The 25135-nt window shown below is 67.6% G+C and carries 18 protein-coding genes and 3 pseudogenes; 13 read left to right on the forward strand and 8 right to left on the reverse strand.

What is annotated here, in order from left to right; genetic code table 11:
- Both ACWD6P_RS17775 and ACWD6P_RS17780 read left to right on the forward strand, forming a co-directional pair.
- A pseudogene (locus ACWD6P_RS17775) lies at window positions 1-132 on the forward strand (carbohydrate ABC transporter permease); the annotation flags it as partial.
- A gap of 252 nt (window positions 133-384) precedes the next feature.
- On the forward strand, window positions 385-861 hold the full coding sequence (locus ACWD6P_RS17780; RefSeq protein WP_451445031.1) for an ATP-binding protein: 477 nt from the start codon (window positions 385-387) through the stop codon (window positions 859-861).
- 49 nt (window positions 862-910) lie between these two features.
- On the opposite strand, the gene ACWD6P_RS17785 is transcribed toward ACWD6P_RS17780, so the two are convergent.
- A complete protein-coding gene (locus ACWD6P_RS17785) occupies window positions 911-2404 on the reverse strand; it encodes an MFS transporter (protein ID WP_451445032.1) in 1494 nt (497 codons plus the stop codon).
- Between the two features lie 179 nt (window positions 2405-2583).
- On the opposite strand from ACWD6P_RS17785, the gene ACWD6P_RS17790 reads away from it, so the two are divergent.
- From ACWD6P_RS17790 to ACWD6P_RS17810, 5 genes and pseudogenes are all read left to right on the forward strand, one after another.
- Window positions 2584-3513 carry a LysR family transcriptional regulator gene (locus ACWD6P_RS17790; RefSeq protein WP_451445033.1) on the forward strand — a complete coding sequence of 310 codons (930 nt, stop codon included), beginning with the start codon at window positions 2584-2586 and terminating at the stop codon, window positions 3511-3513.
- 51 nt (window positions 3514-3564) lie between these two features.
- A pseudogene (locus ACWD6P_RS17795) lies at window positions 3565-3855 on the forward strand (TerD family protein); the annotation flags it as partial.
- A 48-nt stretch (window positions 3856-3903) separates the two neighbouring features.
- A complete protein-coding gene (locus tag ACWD6P_RS17800) occupies window positions 3904-5052 on the forward strand; it encodes a DUF475 domain-containing protein (RefSeq protein WP_451445034.1) in 1149 nt (382 codons plus the stop codon).
- A gap of 421 nt (window positions 5053-5473) precedes the next feature.
- A complete protein-coding gene (locus tag ACWD6P_RS17805; RefSeq protein ID WP_451445035.1) occupies window positions 5474-6355 on the forward strand; it encodes an LLM class F420-dependent oxidoreductase in 882 nt (293 codons plus the stop codon).
- Between the two features lie 155 nt (window positions 6356-6510).
- A pseudogene (locus ACWD6P_RS17810) lies at window positions 6511-7143 on the forward strand (histidine phosphatase family protein); the annotation flags it as partial.
- Window positions 7144-7203: 60 nt separating this feature from the next.
- Here ACWD6P_RS17810 and ACWD6P_RS17815 read toward each other — a convergent pair.
- The 5 genes from ACWD6P_RS17815 to ACWD6P_RS17835 all read right to left on the reverse strand — a co-directional run bounded on the left by ACWD6P_RS17815 (window position 7204) and on the right by ACWD6P_RS17835 (window position 13806).
- Window positions 7204-8565 carry an aldehyde dehydrogenase family protein gene (locus ACWD6P_RS17815; RefSeq protein ID WP_451445036.1) on the reverse strand — a complete coding sequence of 454 codons (1362 nt, stop codon included), beginning with the start codon at window positions 8563-8565 and terminating at the stop codon, window positions 7204-7206.
- A gap of 16 nt (window positions 8566-8581) precedes the next feature.
- The gene (locus ACWD6P_RS17820; protein WP_451445037.1) at window positions 8582-9640 is read right to left on the reverse strand and encodes an AMP-binding protein; all 1059 of its coding nucleotides are present in this window, start codon (window positions 9638-9640) and stop codon (window positions 8582-8584) included.
- Window positions 9641-9994: 354 nt separating this feature from the next.
- Entirely contained in the window at window positions 9995-11107 is a 1113-nt protein-coding gene (locus ACWD6P_RS17825) for an NAD(P)/FAD-dependent oxidoreductase (protein WP_451445038.1), read from the reverse strand.
- Window positions 11104-12072 (reverse strand): cucumopine synthase-related protein, encoded by a 969-nt coding sequence (locus ACWD6P_RS17830; RefSeq protein ID WP_451445039.1) that lies wholly within the window; start codon window positions 12070-12072, stop codon window positions 11104-11106. Before ACWD6P_RS17830 ends, ACWD6P_RS17825 begins: the two co-directional genes overlap by 4 nt.
- Window positions 12073-13671: 1599 nt before the next feature.
- Entirely contained in the window at window positions 13672-13806 is a 135-nt protein-coding gene (locus ACWD6P_RS17835) for a hypothetical protein (RefSeq protein ID WP_451445101.1), read from the reverse strand.
- Between ACWD6P_RS17835 and ACWD6P_RS17840 the strand changes: the two genes are divergently transcribed.
- Together ACWD6P_RS17840 and ACWD6P_RS17845 are read left to right on the forward strand one after the other, a co-directional pair.
- Complete coding sequence (locus ACWD6P_RS17840) at window positions 13759-13926, forward strand: winged helix-turn-helix domain-containing protein (RefSeq protein WP_451445096.1); 168 nt, start codon at window positions 13759-13761, stop codon at window positions 13924-13926. The genes ACWD6P_RS17835 and ACWD6P_RS17840 overlap by 48 nt on opposite strands.
- Complete coding sequence (locus tag ACWD6P_RS17845) at window positions 13923-14063, forward strand: hypothetical protein (protein WP_451445040.1); 141 nt, start codon at window positions 13923-13925, stop codon at window positions 14061-14063. The genes ACWD6P_RS17840 and ACWD6P_RS17845 overlap by 4 nt, the downstream gene beginning before the upstream one ends.
- A 634-nt stretch (window positions 14064-14697) precedes the next feature.
- Here ACWD6P_RS17845 and ACWD6P_RS17850 read toward each other — a convergent pair.
- Window positions 14698-15135: a hypothetical protein gene (locus ACWD6P_RS17850; protein WP_451445102.1), complete on the reverse strand. Its 438-nt coding sequence runs from the start codon at window positions 15133-15135 to the stop codon at window positions 14698-14700.
- Here ACWD6P_RS17850 and ACWD6P_RS17855 point away from each other — a divergent pair.
- The gene (locus ACWD6P_RS17855) at window positions 15052-16788 is read left to right on the forward strand and encodes an N-6 DNA methylase (protein WP_451445097.1); all 1737 of its coding nucleotides are present in this window, start codon (window positions 15052-15054) and stop codon (window positions 16786-16788) included. The two genes, ACWD6P_RS17850 and ACWD6P_RS17855, sit on opposite strands and share 84 nt — an antisense overlap.
- Before the next feature lie 60 nt (window positions 16789-16848).
- Here ACWD6P_RS17855 and ACWD6P_RS17860 read toward each other — a convergent pair whose 3' ends face one another.
- Complete coding sequence (locus ACWD6P_RS17860; RefSeq protein ID WP_451445041.1) at window positions 16849-18294, reverse strand: serine/threonine-protein kinase; 1446 nt, start codon at window positions 18292-18294, stop codon at window positions 16849-16851.
- Window positions 18295-18584: 290 nt separating this feature from the next.
- On the opposite strand from ACWD6P_RS17860, the gene ACWD6P_RS17865 reads away from it, so the two are divergent.
- Genes ACWD6P_RS17865 through ACWD6P_RS17875 form a run of 3 tightly spaced genes read left to right on the forward strand, consistent with a single transcriptional unit; the run spans window position 18585 to window position 25106 of the window.
- On the forward strand, window positions 18585-20258 hold the full coding sequence (locus ACWD6P_RS17865; protein WP_451445042.1) for a PD-(D/E)XK nuclease family protein: 1674 nt from the start codon (window positions 18585-18587) through the stop codon (window positions 20256-20258).
- Window positions 20255-21445, forward strand: coding sequence for a pPIWI_RE_Y domain-containing protein (locus ACWD6P_RS17870; RefSeq protein WP_451445043.1), 1191 nt, complete (start codon window positions 20255-20257; stop codon window positions 21443-21445). The genes ACWD6P_RS17865 and ACWD6P_RS17870 overlap by 4 nt, the downstream gene beginning before the upstream one ends.
- Window positions 21438-25106 carry a pPIWI_RE_Z domain-containing protein gene (locus ACWD6P_RS17875; protein ID WP_451445044.1) on the forward strand — a complete coding sequence of 1223 codons (3669 nt, stop codon included), beginning with the start codon at window positions 21438-21440 and terminating at the stop codon, window positions 25104-25106. Before ACWD6P_RS17870 ends, ACWD6P_RS17875 begins: the two co-directional genes overlap by 8 nt.
- Window positions 25107-25135: the final 29 nt, after the last annotated feature.

Below are 25135 nucleotides of genomic sequence, written 5' to 3' on the forward strand. Positions count from 1 at the left end.
GTCACCAGCCAGGGCCTGTTCCTGGCCAAGGTGTGCGCCGCCGCCACCGTCATCTCCCTCCCGGTGCTCATCGCCGGGTTCGCCGCCCAGGACAAACTCGTCCAGGGCCTCTCCCTCGGCGCCGTGAAATGACCTGCCGCTGACCGGACATCACCGACCCGGTGCACACCGTGACGAACGTGGGGCAAAACCGCTCGTCCGAGCAGTAACCGCTCATCTTTCGAAAAAGGCACCCAAAACCATTGACACCGCTTTTGACGGATCTTTAATGGAAGAGAAATTAAATATATGAGCTCAGGTTGCTCACATGAGCAAATCCCGCTGATGCGGCCGTGTTGATCGCCTGCAGGCTTGTTTATTTGAAGGGTTAAGGAAATGACTGCTGTGGCTGAATTCGCCATCCGTCGTGATGTCGAACTGACTTCTGCCTCGCTCAGGTTGCCGGCAGTCCTGCCCTCCGCCCGGCAAGCGCGAGCCTTCACCGCGGAGTATCTGCGGCTGTGGGGCGAGAGCGAAGAACTCATCGATGCGGCCGTACTGATCGTCTGCGAACTGGCGACGAACGCCATTCGGCACGGCGGCCGGCTGCCCACCGCATACGGGCACGAGCACGGGCCGGATCCCGCGATCACGCTCCGGCTGGCACTGCACTCCGATGTGCTGCACATCGAGGTGCACGACGGGTCCGCGATCCTGCCCGTCCAGCGTGCGGCCGGACGCGACGAGGACTGCGGACGCGGGATGCTGATCATCGCGGCGCTCGCCGATTCCTGGACGTGCGGTCCGGACCCCCAGGGCGGCAAGTGGGTACGGGCGACCCTCTCCCGCACCGCCGCCACCGTCACCGTCACCGAACCGTAGGGACGGCCCTGGGGGGAGCCCCGCGGCGGGTGCGTCGGAGGGCAGCGCCTCAGACCGCGGTGCGGGTCTCCGTACGGTCCGCGCCGTCCGTACGGCCCGCGCCGTCCGTACGGCCCACCCCGTCTGTACGGCCCACCCCATCCGTAGGGTCCGTGCTCACGGCGCCCGGCACCGTGCCCGCGCGGCCCCCGCCCCGCAGCCCGAACGCGCCGACGGCGACGGCGAGAAGGGCGGTGGCGAGCGGGACGGCGAGGGCGGCGTGGTAGCCGTCGAGCAGGGCGGCGGGGCTGCCCGAATCCGTGGCGGCGACGTTGACCGCGGTGGCGGCGGAGAGGCCGAGCGCGGCGCCGAACTGGAAGGAGGTGTAGAGCAGGCCGCCGGCCAGGCCCTGCTCGGACTCCGCGACGCCCTCCGTGGCGACGATGGTGAGCGGTCCGTACGCCAGCGAGAAGCCGAGGCCGAGGAGGATCAGGCTCGGCAGCATCATCGGGTACGTCCAGTCGGCGCCGACCGGCAGGAACAGGCCGTACGAGAGCGCCGCCAGCAGCAGCCCGCCGAAGATCACCCGGGCGTTGCCGAACCGGCCCACGAGCTTGGGGGTGAGCGTGGGCGACAGGATCGCGTCGACGCCGATGACGATCATCGCGAAGCTCGTCTGGAGCGTGGACCAGCCGCGCAGTTCCTGGAGGTAGAGCACCACCAGGAACTGGAAGCCGAAGAAGCCGGCGGCGAAGAGCAGCCCGACGAGGTTGGCGCGGACCAGTGAACCGCGGCGGAGGATGCCGAGGCGGACGAGTGGGGTGGCGGCGCGGCGCTCGACGGCAGCGAAGACGGCGAGGAGGGCGAGGCCGGCAGCCAGCGTGCCGGCGGTCTGGCCGAGGCCCGCGTGCGAGGCGCGTTCGACCCCCAGGACGAGCAGCACGATGGCCGCGGTGACGGTCATCGCGCCCACCAGGTCGACGCCCCGCCCGGCCCGGTCTTCCCGCGGCGACTTCGGCACGAGGGCGAGCGCGGCGACCAGGAGGACGGCGGACAGCGCGACCGGTGCGAAGAACACCCAGCGCCAGTCGGCCGCGGTGAGCAGCCCGCCGACGACCAGGCCGATGGAGAAGCCGCCGGCCGCGGTGCCGGAGTAGACGAGCAGGGCCCGGTCGCGCTGCGGCCCCTCCGCGAAGCTCGTGGTGATGACGGACAGGCCGGCCGGGGTCATGAAGGCGGCCGCGACGCCGGTGACGAACCGCGCGGCGATCAGCATCCAGCCCTCGGTGGCGAAGCCGCCCAGGCCGGAGAAGACCACGAAGACGGACAGCCAGAAGACGAACATCCGGCGGCGCCCGAAGAGATCGGCCGCTCGGCCGCCCAGCAGCATGAAGCCGCCGTAGCCCAGGACGTAAGCGCTCATGACCCACTGCAGCTCGCCGGTGGACATGCCGAGGTCCGCACGGATCGACGGGAGGGCCACGTTGAGCATGGCCACATCGATGCCCTCCAAGAAGATCGCCCCGCACAGGACGAACAGCACGCCCCAGTTTCTCGCGCTCATCTGCATCTTTGGATCCCTCGGTTCCTCAGTGACATGGGTGTATGGGTGGGGCGGGGGACGGGGGCGTCTCCCGCTCCCTCACCCTCGGTCGGCCGGGGAGGGGGAACAACAGCGAAGATCGCAATGTTCGTTCAGGCAGGCTTACCGATCCGGGGAATTCCGGGGAGCGGAGGTTGCCCATGGAGCGCGACGAACTGGAGTGCTTCCTCATCCTCGCCGAGGAGTTGCACTTCGGCCGCACGGCCGAGCGCATACGGCTGTCCCGGGCCCGGGTGAGCCAGCTCGTGCAGCGGCTCGAACGCCGCGTCGGCGCGCCGCTGTTCGTCCGTACGAGCCGCCGGGTCGCCCTCACCGCCCTCGGCCGGCAGCTCCGCGAGGACCTCGAACCCCACCACCGCGCGATCGACGCGGCCCTCGCCAGGGCCGCCGCTGCCGCGCGCGGCATCAGCGGGGTGCTGCACGTCGGCTTCTCCGGCCCGCCCGCCGGGGAGATCGTGCTGCGGGCAGCCGAGGCGCTGCGCGCGAGCCACCCGGAGCTCGACGTGGAGATCTGCGAGGTGCCGCTGTCCGATCCGTACGGACCGCTGCGCAAGGGCGAGTTCGACGTCCAGCTGACCGAGCTCCCGGTGCGTGAGGAGGACCTGGGCGAGGGCCCCGCGCTGCTCACGGAGGAGCGGGTGCTGGCCATCGCCTCCGGGCATCCGCTCGCCGCCCGCCGACGGGTCTCGCTCGAAGACCTGGCCAAGGTGGTGCTGCTGACGATCGCCGGTGAACTCCCCGACTACCGGCTTGAGCACCACGTCCCCGCGCACACCCCAGGCGGCCGCCCCATCGCGCACGGCCCTGGCGTCACCAACATGCAGGAGGCGCTGATGCTCGTCGCCGCCGGCAAGGGCGCCTTCCTCACCGCCGCACACACCGCCACCTACTACGCCCGCCCCGGCATCTGCTACCTCCCCTTCGACGACGCCGCCCCGGTCGGCTACGGACTGGTCTGGCGCGCCGGCGACAGCACCGGCGCGGTACGGGCCTTCGCACGGCTCGCGCTGGAGGCGGCGCGGGCCGAGGCCGTCCCTCCGTCATACCTCTCGAGTCCGTCGCGCGGATGAAACAGCGGGATGGCGGTCTGGGGGTCGTACGGTCTGGGGTCGTACGCGCCGAGGTTGCCCGCCACTTGCGACAAGATCGTCTTCCCGGTCTCGGTCCACGACGCCGACGACCGCGGGCAGACTTTCGGCCAGATCAGCAACGCGTTCATCCGCGTGGTGAACCAGGCCGACGGCCAGGAGCTCGCCCGCTATGACCTCAGCGAAGTCCCGTCCACGGACACGGCGATGGCCTACGGCGAGGTCCACCGGCACGGCGGCGAATGGAAGTTCCGCGCCGTTGGCCCGGGGTACGTGTCAGGGCTGAGAGGCATCGCTCTAGACTTCGAGGTCAATGTTTCGTAAAGCCAGGTACGGCGCGGGGGAGCCCCGTACAAAACGATTGGGTAGCCAGTGCTTTTGAAAACGTTCGGCGGGTCGTTCGCGGTCACCGCGCTCGGCCTGATCGTGGCGGTGTTCTACGGGGGGTGGACCGGCTTCGGGATCGTGGCGATCCTGTCCATCCTCGAAATCTCGGTGTCCTTCGACAACGCCGTGGTCAACGCCGGGATCCTGAAGAAGATGAATGCCTTCTGGCAGAAGATCTTCCTCACCATCGGTGTCCTGATCGCGGTCTTCGGTATGCGCCTGGTCTTCCCGGTAGTGATCGTCGCCATCAGCGCCAAGATCGGTCCGATCGAAGCGGTGCAGCTCGCGCTCGACGACAAGGACAAGTACCAGCAGTTGGTGACCGACGCCCACCCGTCGATCGCCGCCTTCGGTGGCATGTTCCTGTTGATGATCTTCCTCGACTTCATCTTCGAGGACCGGCAGATCAAGTGGCTCGGCTGGCTGGAGCGTCCGCTCGCCAAGCTCGGCAAGGTCGACATGCTCTCCGTCTGCATCGCGCTCATAGTGCTGCTCGTCACCGCGATGACCTTCGCCACCAACGCCCACCAGCACGGCGGCATCCATGTGGACAAGGCGGAGACCGTCCTGATCGCCGGCGTCGCGGGCTTGATCACCTACCTGATCGTCGGCGGCCTCTCCGGCTACTTCGAGAACAAGCTGGAGGAAGAGGAGGAGCGCGAGCACGAGGCCGAGGAAGAGGCCAAGAAGAGCGGCAAGAAGGTCCCGGCGGTCGTGATGGCCGGCAAGGCCGCGTTCTTCATGTTCCTCTACCTGGAGGTCCTGGACGCGTCCTTCTCCTTCGACGGCGTCATCGGCGCCTTCGCGATCACCAACGACATCGTCCTGATGGCGCTCGGCCTCGGCATCGGCGCGATGTACGTCCGCTCGCTCACGGTCTACCTGGTCCGCCAGGGCACCCTCGACGACTACGTCTACCTGGAGCACGGCGCGCACTACGCGATCGGCGCCCTCGCCGTGATCCTGCTCGTCACCATCCAGTACGAGATCCACGAGGTCATCACCGGCGGGGTCGGCGTCGCCCTGATCGCCTGGTCCTTCTTCTCCTCGGTCCGGCGCAACCGCAGGCTGGCGGCGGCCGAGGGCAAGGACACGGGGTCCAACGAGAAGGCTGAGGTCTCCTCCGGAGTCTGAGCCGGGCCGCCAGCGTGAGCCGCAGCCCGGTGCGGAGAGGGAGCCAGGGCGCCGAACCCGCCCTGGCTCCACTCCGTCCGGGATCCAGCGGTCCAGCGATGCAGCGTGTAACGGCTGATCCGCACCGGCGAACCAGCGCAGCACCAGCACGGCCTGCTTGAAGACGCCCGGGGCGTCGGTGCCTTGCGGGTGCCGAGCCGCCTGCGGTGGCCGCGCAACAGCATCGCAAGATGCGCATATTTGACACCAGGTCACCATCTCGACGACCCGCACGCGGTCACGTACCGCAACTATGACTTGCCGAAAAGGGCTCAATGGATAACTGATTGAGGTGACGTCGTTCCAAGATGACGTCATCTCAAGATGACGTCGTTCCACTCAGCCGAATGACGGGAGAATCATGGTGTGGTATACAGGCATAATGCCTTTACAGCGCCCCTTCCGCTTCGGTGTCAACATGTTCGTTCCCGGATCGCGACGCGAGTGGATCGCGAAGTGCCGCAGAGCCGAGGAACTCGGTTTTGATGTAGTCGGAGTGGCCGATCATCTGGGGTTCTCCGCGCCGTTTCCAGCAATGGTGCTCGCAGCCGAAACGACCGAACGGGTACGGCTGACCACGTTCGTGTTGAACACACCGTTCTACAACCCCGTCCTTCTCGCGCGTGATGTGGCGAGCACCGACCAATTCGTCGACGGGCGTATGGAACTCGGGCTCGGCGCAGGATACGTGAAGGCCGAGTTCGACACCGCGGAGATATCGTTCCCCAGCGGTGGAAAGCGGGTCGAACAGCTGGAACACACCGTCACCACGTTGCGCCGTCTGTTTGCGGACACGGAATATCAGCCGCGTCCGGCCCAACCATCCGGGCCGCCACTGCTGATCGGGGGCTGGGGCGACCGGCTGCTGCGGCTGGCTGCCACGCACGCCGACATCATCGCCTTCACCGGAGGCTGGGCCAACGCCACCGGTGATGTGCTCCAACTGGCCGGAAGCGCGCAGACGGAAGAACGGGTCGCCTACGTGCGCCGCCTACTCGGTGACCGCGCCGACGCCGTGGAGCTGAATCTCCTGGTGCAGCAGGTGATTCCGCCCGCCGAACGCGCCGCGGTACCTGACAGGTTCGAGCCGCTGCCGCCCGACACCGAGCACAGCCCCGAGGAACTGCCCAGCGTGTTGACCGGAACCCCGGCGGAGATGGCGCAACAAATCAAGGAACGCCGCGAACGCTACGGCTTCACCTACTTCACGGTCATGGAATACAACATGGAGAACTTCGCGCCGGTCATCGCCGAGCTTCGCTGAACCACGCCGCACTTCGCTGCACCACACCATTCGCCACAATGCCGCCGACGACCGGGGCTGTGATTGAAAGGGGTGACCCGATTTCCATCGGCGCCAGAACCAGTCGTAAAGCGGCCGGCATGAATATCGCGCTCGCCGACCAGGGCACAGGCACGGGCACCCCCACGACCCTTGTGCTGCTACGCCACGGTGAGACGGCATTGACACCGGAGAAGCGGTTGTCCGGCAGCGGCGGCTCCGACCCGGAATTGTCGGAGACCGGGCGACGGCAGGCCGAGGCCGCCGCGAGGATGCTCGTGACACGTGGCGCGGTGCGGGCTGTGGTGTCCTCACCGCTGCGTCGAGCCCAGCAGACGGCCGAGACGGCGGCACGACGGCTGGGCCTGGAAGTCCAAGTCGACGAAGGGCTCAGTGAGGCGGATTTCGGGGTCTGGGAGGGACTTACGTTCGCCGAGGTGCGCGAGCGCTACCCGGACGAGCTGGCAGCATGGCGCGCCTCTCCGGCGGCGGTGCCGGGCGGAACCGGGGAGACGTTCACCTCGGTTGCGCGCCGGGCCGCGCTCTCACGGGACCGGCTCCTGGCACGGTACAAGGGACAGACGGTGTTGGTCGTTTCGCATGTCGGGGTGTTGCGGACGCTGGTTCGGCTGGCGCTGGGCGCGCCGCCCGAGTCGCTGTTCAGGATGGAGCTTTCGGCGGCCTCGCTGTCGGCCGTGGCCTATTACGGGGATGGGACTGCGTCGGTGCAATTGCTGAACGACACGTCGCACCTGGCAGACCATTGCTGACCACTGTTGACCTCGGCAGCCGATGGGGTGGTGCTCGGCACGGCATCCTCGTCGGTCAGGTCAGCATCGAATCGTCTTGGTGCGCATGAGGAATTCAGCGAGGTAGCCGTCGTGCGGCAGGCCGTGCGCCATCCACGGTGTCGGATGGTCGCCGACGTAGACGTTGGCGATGGTCGGCTCGGCCACCAATTCGTCGATCAGGTTCGCGTCGGTGGTGACGGCGGTGAGGACGAGGGTGTCGCGCAGCGGCCGGATCCCGGCCTCACGGTCCCACGGTGCAACCCACGCACACGGGAAGCCCAATTCCATCCCGAGCTGTTCGGCGAACGGGCTGTCGAGCTGGTGCACCGCCGGCCGGAGCACCGCGGAACCGTCGCCGAGATCGCCGACGATCCCGTCACCACCGAGCCACGCCTTGGTGCCCGCTGCCCGCTGCCGCAGATACGCGTCCCACCGACGGGCGGGACCGACGGGCATCACGGGCAGGACTGCGCGTTCGTCCGTCGCGGGCAGGCTGGGCAGCGTGGCGAGGCGTTCGGCGATCGCCGCGGCCACGGGGGAGGGGTCGCCCTCGACCAGTATGCCGGTGGCGTTGACGCAACCGACGCCCCCACCACCGCTGATCGACTCCACGATGGTGTCGACGATCGGCTCCCACTCGGTTTCGGCGGTGATGAGAATCTTGGAGCGCCCGGGGCCCTGCGGCAGAATGCGTCCATCGCCCGCATATTTGCCCACGACATCCGCACCGCCGTACACCATTCCGAAGTCGGCGTGCCGGAGGATGTCGTCGGCCACGTTGTGGTCGGTGGGCAGCAACGCGATTCCCTCATCGCCGAAACCGGCCTCGCGCAGGGCAGTGACCAGCCGATGTGGGGTGAACGGCTCACGACGGGAGGGACGCACGGCAACGCGATAGCCGAGCGCGAGGGCATCGAACCAACCCTGGTGCACCGCAGGGTGATTGCCCGCCGCATGGACGGCGAACACCTCACCGCGCCGGGTCCACACCGCCGCACCGCTCCGGGCCCGCGGATCGCGCCACGAGCCGACCGCAGCGGCCGGCCGCGCGTTCTCCACGCTGTGGTGGATCAGCTCGGCGGCCCGCGCAATGTCGTCGGTGGCATTGCGCACCACCGTGATCGGTATCCCGGTTACCGCGCTGACGGTGTGCTGATATTCCTCCGGCGTCAGTCCCGCAATCGACTGCGTGGCGAAAGCCCGGCCCGCCTGTGCGAACGCCGCGATCCGCGTGTCGACGGGGAGCGCCGGCGCTCGGCGCAGGGCCTTTATCGCGCGGGTGATGTAGAGCGAGGGTGCGAGACTCAGTGTCGCGACCGGGTTTCCGGCAATATCTCGAATGGTCTCCTGGCGCCGGGACCGATAAGGGCCGCCGGGGCCGAGAACGTCCAGGGGCAACATCAGTACACGCCCTCCATCAGTACACGCCCTCGATCACCTTCGTATCGCCGAAGGACGCCACGGGTGCGACGTCCGCGACCGAATCACCGAAGCCGCCGTCCAGCGGTGCGATCCGGGTTGCGTAGTCCCGCTCGATATTGTTGACCAGCAAGGCAGTTCGGCTCATGTGATGCACGACTATCTGCCCGCGCTCGCCGTACGGAACAACCCGGCCGGTGTCGGGGTCGATCACCCGGAACGTGGTGTACGGAGCGAAGGAGTCGAACACGCACGGCTCGTCGTCACCGAGGCCGGGTCGCTCCACCGATGTCCCCAGCATCATCGTGCCGCCGTACCCGCCGACGAATTTGGCGCCTGGGAACACCTCGTCGCGCAGCAGATCTCGGGTGTCAGCGTCCAGATGTGTACCACCCCAGATGATCGCGCGAACCTTCCGGTTCACCAACTCGACCAGATCGTCGTCCTGCGCGAGGCGCTCCAGCATCGGCGGGGTGGCGAAGAGGACGCCCACATCCTGGCTGGTCAGAATGTAGCCGACCTGTTCGATGAGGTGATCGGTGTAGGCGTCGGCCACGTCCGTCCGGCCCTGCGCGAGCAGCTTCTTCACCCATCGCGGGTCCAGATCGATGCTGAAGTTCAGCCCACCCCGAGACATCGCGGTGTCGACCGCCATTGCTCCGACATTGTGCGGCCCGGTGGGCACCGCACTGAGCCAGTCGACATTTCGAGGTACGCCGTGAGAATCCAGTCGCTCACTGAACCATTCGACGCTGCTCCGGTGCCACTCCGCGGCGTACGTCACTCGCTTGGGCTGCCCTGTGGTACCGCCGCTTTCGTAGACGGACGCCTTGTGCTCGTCGCCGTAGCCACGGGGGATCAGCTCACGGACGCCGACATCACGCAGCTCGTCCACCACATTGGGAAACAAGCCGAGATCGTCGAAATCCCGGACATCGGTCAGCGGATCAAAGTCGAGGGTCTCGGCCCGTTTCAGCCAGAACGGTGACCCGGTCTCCGGGCTGAAGTGCCACCGCATCATCTCCCGAACGAACTCTCCGCCAGTGTGCTCGACCATGGATTTCCCTCTCGAAAGAACTGAACAACGCCCGGCGACTGCTACTTCGCGCCACCAAGTCCCAGTCATACAGGGCCCATTGCCATTGCCCTTGAAGGGCGGGCATCGGTAGCCCCGCTGCAGGCAGACACAAGACATCCGCCGCCGGTGCAGATATCCCCATTCACCCCACCCTGGGTTTCATCTTCACCCCACCCTGGGTTTCATCAATGCGGGGCCTCGCGCACAACCGCGACGCGGGCCGCACCCACCTCACCGCCAACACGAACGCCACCCTGGAGGAAAAGGAAGCGTTCGACCAAGCGATCCGCGGCGGGCACTCCGCGAACCCCGACCCGCAACCACCCGCTTTTCCTACCCGGTCTCGGCCGAACCACTGAGGCAGCGGGCGGTGGAGAAGCCGGCCGTGTCGATCCAGGATTCCTTGCCGAGCACGAGGTCTCGGATGATCTCTCCGGCGGCAGGTGCCTGGCACAGTCCCTGACCGGAGAATCCAGCCGCGTAGAGGAACGGGCGGGAGCGATCGCGGCCGATGAAAGCCATCCCGTCCGGACTGACATCGAGGTCTCCGCTCCACCCGCTTTCTAGGCCGTCGCCGGCGAGGGTGGGGAAGGTCGTGCCGAGGTGGTGTGACACCCGTTGTAGCCAGGCCTGTCGGGTTTCATCCGGAGCAGGGCGGCCCATCCCGACGAGGATGCGGTCTCCCCAGCTTCGAATCCGCAGGCTGGACGGGTGCATCGTCATCGGCAGAGCGTTGCGCGGGGCACTGCCGGGCGTATCGGTCAGGAGCATTTCGACGGGGTATGTGGTCACGGGAATGCGCACGTCGGCCATGGCGGCGACCGTTCCCGCCCAGGGGCCTGCCGCGCAGACGATGGTGTCGGCGCGGATGCTGCCCGCAGGCGTGTGGACCCGCCCATCTGGGGCGATACCGGTGACGGGTGTTTCCGTCTGCAGGATGGCGCCGGCCTGCCGGGCGGCTGTGGCATAGCCGCGCACGATCGCGGCGGGATTGCAGGCGTAGGCCTCGGGCGACCAGGCCGCAGCCAGGATGGTTCGCTCGTCTACCAGCTGGTTGAGCCGCGCTGCTTCAGCAGCGGTGACGAGTTCGACGTCCACTCCGGCTGCCTGCTGGGCACCTTGGGTGTGCCGGAAGTCCTGCACCTGGTGTTCGTCGGTGAACAGCACGAGCAAGCCGATGCGCTTCAAGCCGAGGTCGGTTCCGGTCCGTTCGGTGAAGGCGTGGTAAGCCGCCAGGCTCCGGACGGCAAGACTGCTGATGAGAGCGTTGCCGGGAAAGTAGGTACGCACCACGCCCGCAGTGGTCCCGGACGATCCCGATCCGAGCGCGCCACGCTCCAGCAGGACGGTACCGACGCCTGCCTCGGCAAGCTGGCACGCTATGGAGTTGCCGATGACGCCCCCGCCGATGACGACGGCGTCCGCGCGTTCGGGGAGTTGGCTCATGACTGGCGGACCGATTCACTGGGGCGCAGTTGGCGCAGGTGATCTCCGGAATCCCACGGGTACAGGTGCAGATTCCAGCCGCCCAAACAGTTGATGTAGAGGGCCAGTTGGCTTGCCACACTCAGGAAGTCGTCGCGATCGAGCTGGTCGAGGCAGGCCAGGAAGCGCTGGGTGAAACTCCAAAGCTGCTCCAGGCCGCAGTAGCCCAGAAACTCGGCCGGAATACCGATCAGCAGGCGCGCCATGTGACGCAATGAATCCATCGGCATGCCCTGGACCGCGGCCCGGACCAGACCACCGTAGGTGGCGTACCCCAACGGGCGGGTCTCACCGTTGACGAACAACAGAGTGGGTAATACCGTCTCAAAACTCCCTGCCCCGGAAGGGATCACCCCCTCGTGGAGATCGGCGAGCTCCTGTGGTGCGGACAGCCAAGCCCGCTCGGTCGCGGTGTACACGTCGTGGATGAGACGGCTCGCGTCGGGATCTGCGGCGGTCAAACGCGGAATACGGTGGCCGCCTTCGGTTCCCGCCTTACGGACCTCCGCCAGGATCGGCTTCTTCGTCGAATAGACCGAATCCCAGACCGCCTTTCCGGCCTCCAGTAGTGCGGGCATATCCTCCTGCCGGATCCGGCCCACCGGGGATGCCGGCATCGGTTCGGTCAACGTGCCGTACTTGATGCCTAAATGCTGTAGCGCGGAGCAGAACACGGTCCCATCGGGCGCCTCGCGTCGATCTGCTATCCGAGTAGACGCGGACAGATGCAGCAGCGACGGTATCGGTGCCGCGTGATACAGATGCTGTCCCGCTATCAGCGCGTGTCCCTGCAGACTCTGGTAGGGCAACGCCTCCCACAGCGCGTCGGCAAGCTCAGCGTTGCGACCGTCGAGTTCCGCGGTCACGGTGATATCCAATTCGGGCCAGGCGATCTCGAGATGCCGACCGGAAAATATTTCAGTCAAGATTTTCCCCTTTGTTAAGTGAGATGTCGTCGCTGCGTCGTCGCTGCTATTTGTCTGTCGCTGTTATTTCTCTGCGAAGAGGGGAGCATCGCCCCCCGGCATCCCGTACCACTTCTACAGGCACGACGGCATGCGCATCCGATGCTTGACCATTTGGGTGGGGTGTGCTCAATCCGCTCATCCTTCCCGGCTGACGGCAATTAGAGAGCCGCGAAACCGGGTTGCCAGCGATGACTAATAGGGTTCAGTGAGCAGATCTCATCTACGTCCTTGCGCGCCAGCTCTTGAGCTGGGCGAAGGGCAGCTCTGCGGGGCTCGCAGGCGTGCAAGGGCGGCGTTGGCCCTCTCAGTGATGGTCAGCGCCTGCATGCACGTACATGCCGTGTTCGCGGTGTTTGGCCTGGTAGAGAGGGACTGGTAGAGCGGATCCGGGTTGGCTGGCCGCGGTGGTCAGGCTGGTGCAGCGCCAGGCGGACATCAAGGCGCCGTCCAGCGGCAGGCGCACCTCTTCCCCGGAGGTGGCGAGGGTGTGTCGGCCAGGCTGGGGGCCAGCGCAGCGAGGGCATCGATGCCCTCGCTGACGTAGCGGCGGGCAGTCTCGATGCCGATCCAGACACTGCCGCGTCATCCCATTGAGGGGCCTCGTTGCGCTACGGGTCCCGCCCTCGCCCGAACCGGACACGATGAGATTCGCCCAGTCATGTGCTGGGAATTGAGTCGGCTAGCGACACGTTTCTTTAGCCATTTACGCTGCCGCTGCTCGGGAACGGGCGTGAATTTTTGAAGTCTTGCGCAAACGGCGGACTCTACACAATTCTTAGTAAAATTCTCAAGGAAAATGTCACGCATACCGGCATCGCAAGTCACGCCGAAATGCCCGTACTCCAGATTGTCTGTGCATACCTTTACGCGATCGCCCCTCCGGGGCGTCGAGCGAGGAGTAAGCAATTCAATAGCTAAATGGTCATGGACGGGCCCCCTGATGAAACCATGTACCCCGTGAAGGTGAGCCTCGTTATGGATATGTCCACTGAAAGTAACTGGATCGCTCACTTGCAGCTGCCAGCCGAACCGGTCTAACAAGGATCCCTCCGTTGCCTACCGAGGTCTTCCTAAACGATGCCGTCTCTCAATTAGAGAATACATGCCAGGGCCAACTGGTCAACCCTTCGCGCGAATTGGACCCAAGGTGCTCATGCAGCGCTGGTGGATGTGTGGAAGCCGTCCGGCAGGTCGATGCCGGTGACCGGGCCGGTGCATTCCGGTTAGCGGGACCAGTACATGCGGCCCGTAGTGCTCCAGGAAGTGGTGGCGGTAGGTCTGTCAGGCGGGGGGTGTCGTAGGGCAAATCCACTCAGACATGCAATTGTCTAACGAAAGTTTTGTGACGGCCCATCAGCTATTCCGCTGGCCCACGCCCCTTGGCATGGTGTGGGCTGCTGCGTAGCCCGACGGTTGCGGCGAGGGGGCAGTCGGAGACTCGGTGCCGTAGAGCGTGCCGATGAGGATTGGCGCTGGCGGGATCGTCGCCCGCGACGGGATCGGGGAGTGCTCGCGGCGAGGGGGCTGGGTGTGGAGTGTCCTGGGACCTACCTGGACCTATCTGCCCCAGATCTTCCGGTACTGCGCGCGGTAGCCGGGTGGGTCCCAGGTCGTCGCACCGTGGCTGTTGGCGGCGGTGGCGATGTGGACGGGGGCGACGTAGTCCGGGGGCGGCGGCTGCTGAAGCGACACGGCTGGTCGCGGCAGACCCTCACGCGCAGGGCCTACGAGCGCGATGAGAAGGCGGTGGTGACCTGGCGGAGCGAGGTGTGGCCCCAGGTGAAACCACAGCCGAGCACAGTGGAGCAGTGATCGTCTTCTCGGGCGAATCCGGTCTGTCGCTGCTGCCACCGGTGCGACGGGCCTGTGCATCCGCCGGTCTGACCCCCACCATCGAGATGCGGATGGGACAGCAGCCCAAGGTCTCCGTCGTCGGCTGGTGCTGCTAAGGTCCTGGCCGGCCGGGCAGGTGCTTCTAACGGTCGGTCACCGACCGCATTCCTTGGTCCGTGCATGGTCCGGATCTTGGTGTCAGCTACCTGATGGCTGGGCCAGAGCTGTCGGCAGCGCCGACAGTCACCAGCCGCTGGAGCATGATCTGGAGCGGCGCCGCATGGCGGTCCTCGGCTGGCTTGACCGTGATCGTCAGCACTGCCCTTTCCCTATCTTCCCTACCTCAAGGGAAGTTAACGACTCTGGGGTGGAGTAGGTGGGTGCGTGTGCCCCGGCAGACGGTGACCTAGGAACGGGGTTTGCGGAGGCCGCGGGCGGTCGGGCTGGTGTTGCTGCGTGTGAGGGAGCCCCGGCGCAGCATCGACCTGGTCCGCTACCGTTTTTCGGCCACGAGCCATGCTCCAGAGGCTCCTTCGAAGCGGTAGTGCTGGCCGGGGGCAGGTTCCGCATCCGACGCCTCTCATGGTCCTCCCGCCAGTGGTTGGGGTGGTATGGGCGGAAGGATGCGCGATTGGTAAAGCAGCTGTGAACTCAGTCAATGATTGGCTTGTGTAGTGTGGCTGGGCTACGGTGATGGCGTCCCGTGCCAGGCCCCGTCCGAAAGTCGCCCCCCGCTCGGAGAATCACATGTCAGACTCCATCGATGCGCCCGTCACCCTGGCGGGAATCGCACGCATCGCGGGTGTTGGTCGAGCGGCAGTAAGCAACTGGCGGCGCCGCCACGACTCGTTCCCGACAGCGGTCGGCGGAACGGACACCAGCCCGCAGTTCTCCCTCGCCGACGTCGAGCGATGGCTCCACGCCCACGGGAAGATCGAGCGAATTGGGCTGCGCGAGCGGCTGTGGCCGCACTACGAGGCGCTGGGAGAGCGTGCAGTCATGGGCGCGGCGCTTGCGGAAGCTGGCCGCCGCCTTCTCGCTGCGGAAGGCGCGGACCAGGCCGTGCCGGAGCAGTCCTTCCTTCCGGAAGAGGCTGCTCAGGTGGTGGACGAGACGGTCGACGCTGCACGCCATGAAGGAGGCCGTGAGACCTTCGACTTCCTGCTTTCGCGCTGGCTCGATGCCCATGTACGGCAGGTAAGCACCACTCCGGCCCCACTGGCCCGGCTGATGGCGGACATCGCTCTAGCCGTCCGAGCCGGAGGGGCAGGGGGCGGGGATGCAGGGACGACCGTCCTCGACCCCGCATGTGGTGTCGGTGGGCTGCTCCTGGCCGCCGGTGAGGGTATGCGGGAGTGGGGGGCTGAGGCCAACTCCACAGCTCCGGTGCTCCTCGGGACCGACCTTGACCCGGCGCTTGCCGCGCTGGCAGCGGCCCGGCTGGGCTTCGCTCGCGCAGGCGGGGGAGGGGTGGGCGCGGAGATCAGGGCAGGAGACTCGCTCCGCGCAGACCCACACGGTCGCGTACGGGCCGACATCGTCTTGTGCAACCCCCCGTTCAACGCGCGCGACTGGGGCCACGAGGAACTGGCCACCGATCCCCGCTGGGTCTACGGCCTGCCACCGAGGACCGAGCCTGAACTCGCCTGGATCGAGCACGCGCTGGCGCGATTGGTGCCCGACGGTGTGGCCGTACTCGTGCTGCCGCCGGCGGTGGCCTCCCGGCGTGCGGGCAGGCGCATCCGCGGGGCGCTGCTGCGCACGGGCGCGCTGCGGGGAGTCGTCGCACTGCCGGCCGGGGCCGCGCAACCGCACAGCGTCTCGCTCCAGTTGTGGATTCTCCGGATGCCCGCGTCCGACGGCGGAGCGGCTCCCGGCGAACGCCTGTTCCTACTCGACGCGGCCACCCCGCAGGGGGCGGCCCGGGGAGCTCAGAGCATCGATTGGGTGCGGCTGAGTGGCCGGGTACTCGACGCGGTACACGCTCATTCCTGGTCCGGGGCACGGATGACGGGAGCGAGGAAGAAGCTGCCAGAGGGGTGCGTCACCGTACCCGTGATGGATCTGCTCGATGAACAGACGGATCTCACGCCCGCCCGCCATGTACCTGAGACGGCTGTGGAGGCCCAGGCCAAGCGACATGAATCCTGGGGGCGCCTGGACGGCCTGCTCGACGAGGTACGCGGCCATTCCCAGTCCCTCGCGGCGATCGAGCTGTCGGCGGGCGGCGATGCCGCGTCCACGGTCACGGTCTCGGACCTGGACCGTGCCCACGCGCTCAAACTGCGGCAGGGACAGACGCTTCCCGGCGAGCTGCTGCACGGTGACGCGCTTCCGGATGGTGCGGTACCGGTCCTGAGCGTTCCCGACCTGGTCCAGGGAGGGGGGCCTGGGGGCTGGCTCGCCTGGGCCGAGGTGGAGAAGGGCGCCAACACCGGCTCGTTCACCGTGGCCGAGCCGGGAGATGTCGTCGTGGCGGGTGTCGAGCGGGCGTATCGCGTTTGGGTCCAAGAGGACACGCCCCTGGTGCTCGGACCCCAGCTTTACGCGCTGCGCCCGGACCGCGAACTCCTCGACCCCTGGTTCCTCGCGGGCTGCCTGCGCGCTCCGGCGAACGCGCGGCAGGCCGGTTCCCACACCTCCAGCTCGGCCCGTATCGACGTACGCAAACTGCGGGTGCTTCAGCTCTCCCTCGCCGAACAGCGGCCGTACGCGACGGCCTTCAGGGAACTGCTGGCACTTGAGGAGTCGCTCCGCTCGGTCGCGGCGGTGGGCGAGGATCTCGTCCGGGGCCTGGGGGACGGGCTTGTGGCGGGAAGGCTGCACAGATCGCGCCGGTGAGTCGGCCGCCCTGCATCGCTGAGGCGAGCGCGGAGGAGCCACCCACGCCAGGCCGTCCGCCTACGCCTCGAAGCTCAGCTCCTCGAGCTCGATGCCGACCTCGCGGCACCGCTCGGCCAGCACCTGGGCGCGAGGGCCTGTGACGCGGGGCAGCTCTTCGAGCACCATGGCCCGCGCTGCCGCGGCGGGGAGCAGGTCGCCGAAGGGGATACGGCACTCCGCCGCGCCGAGAGTGCCTTCCAGGTAGTCGGCCAGATCGTCCGGGCTCGTACTGCCCTCAGTCCGTAGGGCCAGAGCCTCGTAGAATGCGATCGCCTCTTTGCAACGCCCGGCGACGCGCATGCCGTTCGCGGCCACGCGCAAGGCGGCCCGGACCCGTGGGTCGAAGACGCCCCAGTCCCGGCGGGCGGCGGGCAATAGCTCTACCAGCTTGTCCACCGCGCTCGCGGGTTCACCGGAATCGGTCTCGGTCTTGGCCTCGGCAGCGACCTCCTGAAACATCCGGCGACTGAGGAACCCGGAACCGCGGTGCCTCCTGCTCGGACTGGCCACGGCCGCCGGTGTCGCGGGCGCGGCGGGCAGGTCGTACTCATCCGGCAAGCGCAACGGACGCGTAGGGTCCGGCTCCAGCCGAGGGGAAGGGGCGGCGTCACCCGGGCGGGGCGCGTACTTCCGCAGCAGATCCGCGACCGCGCGGGCGTCCTCCGGCCGGCCCTCCGGCTCCTTCGCCAGCAACTTCAGGACCAGCTCCTCCAGGTCCGCCGGGATGTGCCCGACGTGACAGGTCGGCGGGATCGGTGCGGCATGCACATGCTGGTCCTTCAAGCCGTCCCCGGAGAACGGTGGGTGGCCGGTCAGCAGGTGGTAGAGGACGCAGCCCAGCGCGTACAAGTCGGCCTTCGGGGTGATCTGACGTTCCAGGATCTGCTCCGGGGCCTCGTACCCCCTGCTGCCTACGGTGGAACCGTGCTGGGTGTAGTCCGTGACGCCGGGCCAGAGTGGCTTGGCGATGCCGAAGTCGATGAGGACGACGACGCCGTTCTCGTCGATGATCAAGTTGTACGGCTTAAGGTCGCGGTGCACCACTGGCAGATCGTGGGCGCAGGCCAGCGCCTCGGCGATCTGGACCCCGATGGCTGCGCCGACCTCGATGGTGGGGGTGTACTGGTCCAGGAAGCGGTGGAGGGGCTTGCCGGCGACGAAGCGCATCACGAGGTAGGGCTCGGAGCCGTGGGTGCCCTGGTCGTACAGCTCGGGAATGCTCCTGTTGCTCAGCCGCCCGAGTAGGGCGCCCTCACGCCGGAAGCGGCCACGCATGCGCCGCAGTTCGTCGTGTGCCTCGTCTTCGTCGAGTGAGTCCAGGAGATCGCTTTTTGTGCGCAGACACTTGATGGCCACCAGCTTCTCGCCCCGCAGGTCTTTCGCCTGCCAGACCACGGCCATGCCGCCGCTGCCCAGATGCTTGAGCAGTTTGTACCGGCAGCCCAGCACATCGTCCTTCTTCATGCCGCCCCTTGCCTCTGAAGCGTCCCGCGTCCGACGCGCAGGAGAGGCGCGACGCTGGCGGGTTTCCGGTTCCGCCGGACCGTTGCGTGGCGGAGGCGTCCCAGTGTAAAGCGATCGGTGACAGGTTTGTGCATGGACTTAGTTCACAGCTCTCCTGTGTCATGCTGGAGACGCCCGCCACCCGTCGCGCCGTCCTCTGCAGTGTCGCAACGGGCTGTCCTGCCATACCGCTTGGAGGAACTATGAGCAGTTGGCCGCGCCCCGCCGGGACAAGGGGTGACATCAAGCTGGTGCGCACGAACCTCGGTGCGGCGCGGCTCGACCCCCGGGACTGCCCCACGAAACGCGGCAGCGACGCCCGCCCGATGCTGATTGCTGATCCCGAACCTCCGAAACTCTTCGAAAAATTCCAGGACTTCACGCTTAAGGTCTTCATGGATGCGCTCGACCTCATTGAACATGAGCGCAACGACCCGGAGCAGGTGATCCGAGAACTCAGGCGCACGGAGGGGACTTTCGGACTCTACCGCCGTCGTGAAGCGCACCCCATACTGCTGTCCTGGTCGGTCGAGGCGGTCCGGCGCTATCTGGCGGCCCGGGTGGCGGACCAATACGCCCGCCAGGCCGCCGGTCTCCCGCTCACCGTTCCGGTCCGTGACACGTGGGTGGTCGGCAAGGATCCCGGGCCGGTCGACGCCCGGGGCGCGGACACCTACGAGACGACCGCCTGGGGACGCCGCTACGCGGCTGTCGACGGCTCCACCAGGGAACTGTGGCTGCTCACCTTCGGCGCCGCCAAGGAAGATCGCCCCGAGGGGGAAAAGGCCGCAGCCGCGTACGTCGCGGCAAGAGGGCGGCCAGCGCGCGGAGGGTGGCGGAAGCGGCACACTCCGATCCCCTTCGACGAACTCCCGCAGCACCGCACCGCCCTGCCCGAGCAAGTCCGGGTCATCGAATTCGGCTGCGGAGACGGCAAGCACAACGAGCTGCTCGACTGGAACAGGCAGGAGGCGCGGCAGCACTTCACGGCGGAGGGATGGCCCGCATTACGCCAGGCCATCGACGGCACCGGGACCCGTCCCGGAACCGGCTGCGTGGACTGCAAGGCGCTGACTGGCTGCGAGGCCCTCCCGCGCAGCCCGGAACTGCTGAGGATCACGCCGCCGGAGCGCCGGCGACCCCGGCGCAGCGTCTCGGTCACCGATCTGCGCGCCTACCGGGACTGCCCCGCGAAGTACCACGCGACGCGGCAGCTCAAACTGCGCTCCTCGAATCCCGAGAGCCCGGAAGTGCGACGCGGCCGCGTGGTCGACGAAGTCCTGAACCAGCGGCACGGCAGCACGCCCTACCGGAGCTGTGAGGAGCTCCCCGGCCCGGTGGACCCTGCGTCCTGGGGCGCGGGCGGCCTGCACCTGAGCGGTAAGGAAGCGTTCGACGGCGCCGCCATGCTCGAACAGCACGCCTTCTACTGCCCGTTGGACGGTCTCGCCGCACAGGAAGAGGTGCGTGTCCAGTACCAGGCGGTCTGCTACGACCCCGAGCTCGATCTTGTCCTGATAGCCACGCCCGATCTGCTCCACACCCGTCGTGGGGGCTGGATCTGGCGGGAGACCAAGACTGCGAGCAGGTACCTCTATGAAGGGGAGTCGCTGTTGAAGCACTACCCCCAGCTGGCGCTCGGCGTACTGATGCTGGCCGCCGGTGTCCTGGGCGGTGCCGTGGCGCGCTCCAGGGTGGAGCTCGAACTGCTGCACACCGACGACGTGACCTTTGAGGAGCTGGACCCCTCGCGCCCGGGGACCGTCGACGAAGCGAGAGAAGTGATCGCGCAACTCGCCCAGCCCTGGGCTCGGGATCAGGACTACCCGACCGATCCAGGCCGGCATTGCGGCAGCTGCGAAGCCCTTGAATGGTGCCACCCGGGCATCGAACATCTCGCCACGATAGAGCAGGAGCACCGATGACCACCGCCTCCGATGCCCACGCTACCCAGGGTGGCGACTGGCTCGACTTCCCCGACGTACGCCTGGTCCGTACGCTGGCCGGCGCGGTGATCCAGCTCGCCGACCTCGGGTCGCTCTCCTCCTTCAGGCTGCCCTATCCGGCCGAAGCTCAGCGCGCTCTCGATCGGACCGTCCTCGCCTGCCTCCTAAAAGGTGTCGAGGAGATTCCCCGCAGCCTGCCGGAGCTGCTCTTCTGGTGCCACAGCCGCCCCTTGGAGGACTGGCCCCTCGACCTGCCGCCGGATGCCTTCGGACCGGATGACTATCTGGTGGACCCCGAGGCATTGGTCCCCACCCAGCTGTGCCACGAGTGGTGGATCAGAGGCAAGGATGCCGGCGCTGCGCACTTCGACCGGGAGGTCATCCACACGGCGATGCGCCTGTGCCGCAAGGCGTCGTCGCCCGAGTCCTACGCAGCCTTCCGGAGGCTCCTGGTCGAACGCCCGGTGCTCACCGGAGTGGAACGGTTCGAGACCGATACCGACCTGTTCCTCGCCCCCATACAAGAACTCCTGGACCAGTGCTACGCGGCGGTCCCGGCCTCCTACGAATTCGAGGGAGCCTACGTCACCTGCGGTCGCTGCCTGACCTTGCTCACGCCGGTCGCTGGCGGCGCATGGTGGTGTGAGCGAGACCGGTGCCGGCGCCGGGGCGCGCCGCCGCACGGACGGACCCTGGCCGGGGCCGACGCGGCCGGACTGCTGCAGCTGATGCGACCACTGAGGCAGTTCGTCACCAGCCCGGGACGTGCCGAGGTCGAACTGGAGGCTCGGCTGAGCGCGCTAGGGCTTGAGGTTCAGCTCTGGCCCGGCTTCGACGCCTACGACTTGCGCGTGACCTTCCCCGACGGACACGTCTGGGCCATCGACGTCAAGGACTGGAAGCATCCCGGCCTGCTCGGCCGGTCCGCGAAACCCGTCCGCCCGGAGCCGCCCTACGACGAGTCGTGCTGGGTGGTCCCCCGCGAACAGGCCGAAGCCCACCGCGACTACCTCGGCACGTACCGGCGCAACCGCCCCGGCTCCGCCGAGGGCCTGCCTCTGCTCACCGACGACCGGCTCGTTGCACTCGCCACCGCCCGGCTCCGCGGGGCAGGCGGCCCCCACTTGACGGACTCCGCACCGACGAACGGATCCCCCCGTGCGTAACAGCAGCGAGTGGTACCAGCCACTGGCCAAAGCCCTGGAACCGGTCTGGCCCCAGGAACATCAGGACGTAAACCCCTCCCTTCTTTGCCAGGTGGAACTTGGCCTCTACCTGATGGAGAGTCTCGACCCGTCCCGCGACGCCCATGGTGTCTATACCCTCCTGGGCGGCTACCCCTTCGCCGTGGCCGCGGGTATCGCGGCCACACCGGCACAGAGCGCCAGGCTGGACGTGGCTCGCCACCTGCTGTGGAAGCTGCGTCGTCGCCGCATGTGGCTCCAGTGCCTGGAGACGTATGCCCAGCTGCCCGAACGGCTCCGCGGATACCGGCTGCCCGAGGGAGGAGGGCCGGCGCGGCGGGTTGAGCCGACCGTCGCAGGGAACCGCTTCGACAGGTTCGAGCGCGCGCTGTCCCGACTTCCGGACTTCGATCAGCGCGTGCTGCAGCCTGCCCCGGCGGGCCAGGCACGGTTCACCGAGCGGCACCGGCCGGCCTCCGTGACCATCCCCGAGCAGTTGTGTTTTCCGCCGGCGACTGGCCACGACCTTGGCCGGGTCCCGGGGACCGCTGGCCGACCCCTGGACATTCCACTGGCCGAACTCACCGATACCGCAGGTTGGATGGAGGAAGCCGAGACCGCTGGCGGCCTCCCCTCCGGGAATTGGGTGCGGCGCCTGGCGGACCTGCAACTCGATGTCCTGGCCGCCGATGGGCTGCACTTCGAGAAGACGAGCGTGCTGCGCCTGGACCAGCTGCTACACCTGGTCGGCATGGTGGGTGCGGGCAAGAGCACCCTGATGAATCTCATCGCCGTCTGGGGTGCACGTAAGGGGTTGCGTACCACTTTAGTTGTTGGCGATGTCGCCGAACAGCTCAGCCTAGTCGGCCATTTCCGGGACCTGGGGCTGAAGGCCGCTCCTGTCGTTGGCGGCACTACCCGCGAGCAGCACGCATCCCGGCTGCACCGCCGACTCGCTGCACGCGGCCAGGCATCCCTGCTTCAGCACGACGACCCGGCCTTCGACGATCTGAGCACGGTGTGCGTCCTCGACGCGCAGCGCGGACTGGAAGCGGCCGAACCCCTGCGCTATGTCGACGCCCCCTGCACGGAACTACGCCCGGTCAAGAAACCTGGCCCGACTGCAGCCGGGGACATCCCGATGCCCGTGTACCGGCACGACGTGTCAGAAGGGCATACGGAGGAGAGCACAAGGGGAGTGGAGCCTGAGGCTTCCCGGTCCGACCACGGCTGTCCGATGTGGAGCGTCTGCCCCCGGCACGCCACCGCCCGAGACCTGGTCGACGCCCTGATCTGGGTGGCCAACCCGGCAAGCTTGCTGCAGAGCGCCGTCCCGAACCACCTCAACGCCGAACGTCTGAGGCACCTCGAACTCGCCTGCCTACGCAGCGACATCGTCATCGTCGACGAGGCAGACCGCGTACAGATGCAGCTCGACACCGCCTTCGCCCCGTCAGCGACGCTGATCGTGCGTGGTCCGGAATCCTGGCTCGACCGACTCGGCATCCACAAGATCGATGAACTGGCCCGGCAGGGCCGCCTGCCCCTCTCGGCGCGCGATGTCGAACGCTGGTCGGCCTCCCTGGACATCGTCCACATCGCTGCCAATCGCCTCTATCGCAGGCTGATCACCGACGACGACCTTCGTAAGTGGGCGGACATCGAGTACTTCAGCGCCTGGACGCTCCAGGAGAAGCTCGTCAACCAGTGGTACCCCCGGCCGCGTGCCGACGGGTCCCTCCCCGACGGGATCTCCTCCGACGCCGAGGTGTACGACTCTGACGACGAGTCCGACGGTCCCGCATCCATGCCGCGCACCCCAAGTACAGAGCCGTGGGATACCCGCCGCAACGCAGTCACCGAGGTCCTCGACGCCTTCCGCGACGACCCGCTCGGTGATCGCGGCCCGCACAGCGACCTCACAGACACTCTGATCCGCAGGACCGGAGATCTCCTGCACAACCTCGACCAGACGGCGACCAGCCAACGCGTCCGCTCCGTTCTCGACACCCTGCTCATCGGGTCGCCCCTGTTGGACGGTTCCCTGCGCCAAGAGACACCCGAGCCGGGGAAGCCCGCCCGGGATCCCGTGGACACTTGGGGGACTGAGCCCTGGCTGGAGCGGGAGGCACGGCGCCTTGAGTTCACCCTGGTACTGGCCGCACTGCATCAGCGCCTCGAACGCGTCACCTTCCTGTGGCCGCAGGCCGAGGCGGCCCTCCACCTGGACACCGCCGACAACGAACTGTCCCGCAGACCGCCCCTGGACTACGCACCGGTAGTGCCGGAAGCCCCGATGGGCAATGTCCTCGGATTCCAGTACCTGCCCGAAGACCCGGAGCGAGGCCCAGATGGCGACGAACAGCGCAGCGGCACCCTCCGCTTCTTCCGGTGCGCCGGCGTAGGCCGGGAGCTTCTGCTCAACCTTCCCGCACTGGGAGCCGACTCCGCCGCGGGCCGCCCAGGACCGCACGTGCTGCTCATGTCCGGCACCAGCTGGGCCGGAACATCGACCCGCGCACACGTCATGGCCCCGGTCAAAGCGATCCTCAAACCCCACCAGGCCGCCGTCGACTCGATCCGGCGGACCCGCTTCACCACGCTGTTCCTCTACGACGGCGAAGGAACCCCGCTCACGCTCTCCGGAGCCAAACTCGACACCCGTGAACGGGTCCTGGCCCAGATGGTCACCCAGCTCGGGAAGTCGGCCCCGGGCAGCACATCGCTCCTCGACAGGGAACTGCGGCGGATCGAGGACGGGGAACGCCGACGGGCACTGCTCCTGGTCGGCAGCTACCAGGACGCCAGGACCGCCGCCGACCTCCTTGAACGCATGCCGCGCTGGCGCGGAAAGGTCCGCGTCCTGGCCTCCGACAAGGCAGAGCTCGACCACACCGGCCCCGGCGACACGGCCTCCGGCGACTTCATCGGTGCCTCCGCTGTACGCCGTGGCGACCTGGCTGCCTTCGCCAAGGACGAGGACGCTGAAGTCCTGGTCGCACCCCTGATGGCGATCGAGCGCGGTCACAACATCCTCAACCAGAGCCACAAGGCCGCCTTCGGGACCGTGCTCTTCCTCGCCCGTCCCCACCCGCGTCCCGACGACCTCTCGCTGGCCGTCTTCGCCGTCAACGACTGGGTCACCAGGTTCGTCCGCGACCAGCCGGATCCCGAAGCGGGAACCTTCGGCAAGCTTGTGGCCGACGCAGCAGACCTGGACGCCGCCGGGCTCGGCTTCCGCCTCGCAGCCCGGAAGGAATGGCGCCGCCTGCTGTCCCGTCGCTACATCTACTCCCGGCTCAGCGACGCGGAGAAGACGTCCTTCGCCTGGGACCAGCTCGTCACCATCTGGCAGGTCATCGGCCGTCTGGTGCGAGGCGGAGTGCCCGCACGTGTGGTGTTCGTCGACGCGGCCTTCGCCCCCGCCCTCGCCGAGGCCGGGGCCCCGCCCGCGGCGGCGACCCGGAGCGGACGCCGGCGCAACGACGACGGTCTGCTCATCAAGCTTCGTGACGTCCTCGCGCCCTACTTCGACGACGAGACCGCACCCGAATCGTTTCCCGACCCCGCAGACCCCGCCCTGGTACGCACGCTCTACCACCCGCTCTACGACGCCCTGTGCGGCCTGAGCACCGGAAACTGACCGCTGAGAGACAGCAAGGAGACTGTGAA

The organism is Streptomyces sp. NPDC002446, assembly GCF_053595675.1.